Raw genomic sequence first — 4,418 nt, 5'->3', positions numbered from 1 at the left:
TTGTCGTTAAGAGGCTGGCTGCATCGTTGGTGGCCGGGCCTGCGCCCCTGGCGAAGTAGGCTTCAGTAATGGAGCAGCGTGTCAGCTTGATCACACTGGGCGTTGCCGACGTGCGGCGCGCTCGGGCGTTTTATGAGCGGCTGGGTTGGCACGGTCAGGAGGTCGAAGAGACCGTGTTCTTTCAGGCCGGCGGCATCGCGCTGGTCCTCTGGGGCCGTGACAAACTCGCGCGCGACTGCGGTTTTACGGACGGGACTATCACGGACAGGCCGGCAGGTGGCTTCAGTGGTGTCGCCCTCGCACACAATGTTCGGTCCGAGGCGGAGGTCGACGGTCTCATCGCGGCGGCGGAGCGGGCAGGGGCCACGGTCACCCGTCCGCCGGCCAAGACGTTCTATGGCGGCTATGCGGGGTATTTCACCGATCTCGACGGCCACGCCTGGGAGATTGCGTACAACCCGGGCTTCCCGCTCGCGGCGGACGGCTCGATCACCGTCCCCGACTTCCCCGTCGGATGACCGGTCGGGGTGCCGTCGTATGCGCAGTGCGGCTTGGATGGCCGGTTCGGCAGATCGAAAGATCGTAGCTCGGCAGATCGAAAGGTAGCGGGCCGGCAGGTCGAAGGGGCGCTGCCAGGACGCTGGGGATCAGATGGGGATCAGGTTGACGAGACCTCATCTATGCGGGGAGTTCGGCGTAGGGGAGGGGTTGTTCGGCCCAGATGGTCTTCCCGGTGGCGGTTTGCCGGGTGCCCCACCGTTGGGTGAGTTGGGCGACGAGGAGCAGGCCGCGGCCGCCCTCGTCGAAGACGCGGGCCTGGCGCAGGTGGGGGGCGGCGTTGCTGGCGTCCGAGACCTCACAGATGAGGGTGTTGTCCTGGATGAGCCGGAGCTGGATGGGGCCGCCGCCGTAGCGGATGGCGTTGGTGACCAGCTCGCTGACGACCAGCTCGGTGATGTATGCGGCATCGTCCAGTCCCCAGATGGTCAGTTGGTGAGAGGCCTGTTTGCGGGCGTCGGCGACGACGGCGGGCTCAGCCGGCAGGCTCCAGGTGGCGACATGATCGGCGTCGAGGGTTTTCGTCCGGGCGAGGAGCAGGGCGACGTCGTCAGTAGGGCGCTCCGGCAGCAGCGCGTTCAGCACGTTGTCGCAGGTGTCCTCCAGGGACGGGGCGGGATGGGTCAGCGCGTGGCGTAGCAGTGCCAGCCCCTGGTCGATGTCGCGGCCCGCGGCCTCGATCAGGCCGTCGGTGTAGAGGGCGAGCAGGCTTCCTGCCGGCAGGTGCAGCTCGGTGGACTCGAAGGGCAGTCCGCCCAGGCCCAGTGGGGGGCCGACGGGTACCTCGGGAAAGTCGACCGTGCCGGCGGGGGTGACGACAGCGGGTGCGGGGTGGCCGGCGCGGGCCAGCGTGCAGCGGCCGGCGACGGGGTCGTAGATCGCGTAGACGCAGGTGGCGCCGATTTCCCCGGCGGTGGGTGCGTTGGGGTCGCTGGCCGCCGGGCCTTCCTCGAGGTCGAGACGGATGACGATGTCGTCGAGGCGGGTGAGCAGTTCGTCGGGGGCCAGGTCGATGTCGGCGAGGGTGCGTACCGCGGTGCTCAGCCGTCCCATGGTCGCCGACGCGTGGACGCCGTGGCCGACGACGTCACCGACGACCAGGGCGACCCGGGCGCCGGACAGCGGAATCACGTCGAACCAGTCGCCGCCCACGCCCGCTTGGGAGTCGGCAGGCAGGTAGCGGGAGGCGATGTCCAGGGCCGCCGGCTGGGGTATCCGCCGCGGGAGCATGCTGCGTTGCAGGGCGAGTGCGGTCGTGCGCTCACGAGAGTAGCGGCGGGCGTTGTCCACGCACACGGCCGCTCGTGCGGTGATCTCCTCGGCGAGCAGGAGGTCGTCGTCGTCGAACGGGTCCTGAGTGCGATGCCGCAGGAACATCACGACGCCCAGGGTGGTGCCGCGGGCCCGCAGCGGCGCTGCCATCACCGAGTGGATGCCGTACTGGCGGATGCTCCGGACGCGAGCCCGGAAATGCGCCGTCCACCTGCGGATGTCGGGGTCATCGACGGCATGCCGTGAGGCCAGGCCGGTGGCCAGGGTCCGCGCCAGGAACGAGTATTCGGGGTGGGATTCGGTCGCTCCCGGGGTGACCGCCGACTCGGGGCAGCCGGCCAGGACGGACTGCTGTGCGACCCGGCGCAGCACGACGGGGCCGGTGACCGGACCGAGCGTCGGTTCCTCGCCGTGGACGATGGAGTCCAGCAGGTCGACGCTGACGAAATCGGCAAATCGGCCGGCGGCGACGTCCGCCAGCTCCTGGGCGGTGCGGGTCACGTCCAGGGTGCTGCCGATGCGGGTGCTGGCGTCGTTCACGATGACCAGCCGACGCCGGGCCCAGTACTGTTCAGTGTAGTCAAGCACCGCAGCGGAAACGCCCTGCACCCGGCCGTCCTGATTCTTCAGGGGGAAAAAAATTATCGACCAGGCGTGCTCGCGGGCTTCGCCGGGAGCACGGCCGTAGTTTTCGTGGCGCATCATCTCCCCGGTCCGCAGCACCTGTTCCTGCAGCCTGTCGTACTCCTCAAAGGGAGGATAGGGCGCTATTTCCCGCAGATGCAGCCCGCGCATCTCCTCTTCCGTTCTGCCCATCAGGCGGGTCATCGCTTTGTTGGCCCTCGCAAGCCGCTCCTTGTCATTGTAGATTGCTACCGGGATCGGGAGTTGGGCCAGCGTCCAGTCTCTGAGCGCTTCCGTCTCGGTGCTGTCCGTTTCAGTGCCGTCCGGGTCGGTGTCCATCGGCGCGCATCTCACCCTCGCCGCGGCCATCGCTCGGGATCCTCGCAGGCAGGACTCCGCGGCACTGTTCCAAGGGTGCTGCCCGATTGTGCTGCTTTCAACCCGAGGCTGCGGGCATCCGCACGGTGCTGGCTCGTTTCAGTTGCCCGCCGGTATTAGCGTTGATGGGAACAAGACCGGAAAACTGGGTGGCGACGGTGCTTCGGGGAGAGTCGGGCACACACGGTCGAAGGTGACGCCGGGGGCCATGACCGACCATTCCGTCTGGGTCGGGTTGGCCCCGGCCAGGCGACAGGCGCGGGCCACCGGGTCCGTCACCGTGGCGCGCAGCGAGGCGATGTTCCACCTGACCACGTTGCCGTATTCATCGTATGTGGTCAGCGTGTCACCGGTTTCGGAGAATGCCACGCCACGCGGATAGGTCTGTAAGGTCACCGCCGTGACCCGGTGGGGTGCGGAGGTGAAGGTCATGTCCCACAGCACTACTTCGTCACCGCCGCCGACAGTGGCGAGGATCCGTCCGTCCGGGCTGAACGCGATGGCGGGTATCGGCACGCCGCTGCTGATTTTCACCCGGAACCGTGGTGCGGCCGTAGCGGACACGTCGGATACGTCGAATACGTAGGTGTCCTTAAGAAAGGCGGCCACCAGGGTGTTCCCATCAGGGGAGAAACGGGCGGTACCGGAGACATGCAGGTGGGGATGGTCTGGGTCCACGAGGGTGCCCAGCGGTTTCGGACCGCGGAGATCGGCGAGGTCGTACAGGTAGGCACCGCACAGGAGGATGCGCCCTCGCGGTCTGAAGGTCACGGCGCAGTTCGCGGTCCCGTTCGCGGTGAGGAATGACGCCTGGACGGGGTGGCGTCGGTCGGAGATGTCCCAGATGGTCGTTGGTCCCGCAGCGCTGCTGACGGCAAGGAGTGCGTTGTCGGGGGACAGCGCCATGTACGCGACGGCGCCAGCACCGTCGGAGATGCGGAACTGTGCGGTCGACACCGGCGATGCGGGGTCGGAGACGTCCCAGACGGTCACGGTCCCGTCGCGGGCGGCGGTGGCGAGGGCGCGGCCGTCCGGCGCGAAGACCACCTGCGGGCTGTCCGGGACGTCGACGGTACCGGCGTCGCGACCGGCTGACGGACCTGTCAGGTACATCAACACCGGCCGACCGCCGGCGCCCCAGGCCGCCAGCAGCGTTCCGGTCGGGTCGAGGGTCGAGAAGCGCAGCGGCGTGTAGGGGCTCTGTAAGAACAGGGTGGTTCCGACGATCGGTTGTGCCGACCGTGTTGGAGTCAGACGGTCGGCCAGTGACCAAAACAGCACCGTGTCGTCATTGCCGCCGGTGGCCAGGGTGGCGCCGTCCGGCGCGAAACTCACCGCCTTGATCAGGTTCTGATGTCCGGTGAAGGTGGCGGTGCGCACGGACGTCGCAGGAGAAGCGACATCCCACAGCGCGATCGTGCGATCCGTGCTGCCGGTGGCCAGGCTCCTGCCGTCGGGGCTGAAGGCGACCGCGCGGACCGCGCCACCGTGACCGCTCAGGCCTGCGCTCTGGCGTGGGTGGGTGGGGTCCGTCAGATCCCACAGCCGTGCCTGCGCGTCGTCCGCTCCGGTGGCCAGGGTCCGCC

General features: G+C 68.4%; 3 protein-coding genes. 1 reads left to right on the top strand and 2 read right to left on the bottom strand.

Annotated features, from left to right (window positions below; translation table 11 throughout):
- Positions 1-68 precede the first annotated feature (68 nt).
- A complete protein-coding gene (locus tag U9983_RS26755; RefSeq protein WP_416211564.1) occupies positions 69-518 on the top strand; it encodes a VOC family protein in 450 nt (149 codons plus the stop codon).
- Between the two features lie 160 nt (positions 519-678).
- On the opposite strand, the gene U9983_RS26750 is transcribed toward U9983_RS26755, so the two are convergent.
- Both U9983_RS26750 and U9983_RS26745 read right to left on the bottom strand, forming a co-directional pair.
- Entirely contained in the window at positions 679-2,793 is a 2,115-nt protein-coding gene (locus U9983_RS26750; protein ID WP_322756667.1) for a SpoIIE family protein phosphatase, read from the bottom strand.
- Between the two features lie 138 nt (positions 2,794-2,931).
- Positions 2,932-4,418, bottom strand: a 1,487-nt coding sequence (locus tag U9983_RS26745; RefSeq protein ID WP_416211563.1) for a WD40 repeat domain-containing protein, incomplete at its 5' end; no start/stop codon positions are given.

Source organism: Protofrankia sp. Cas3 (assembly GCF_963555955.1).
GTDB lineage: Bacteria > Actinomycetota > Actinomycetes > Frankiales > Frankiaceae > Protofrankia.
Note: the sequence above shows the minus strand (reverse complement) of the source record. Positions and strands in the feature narration are given on the sequence as shown.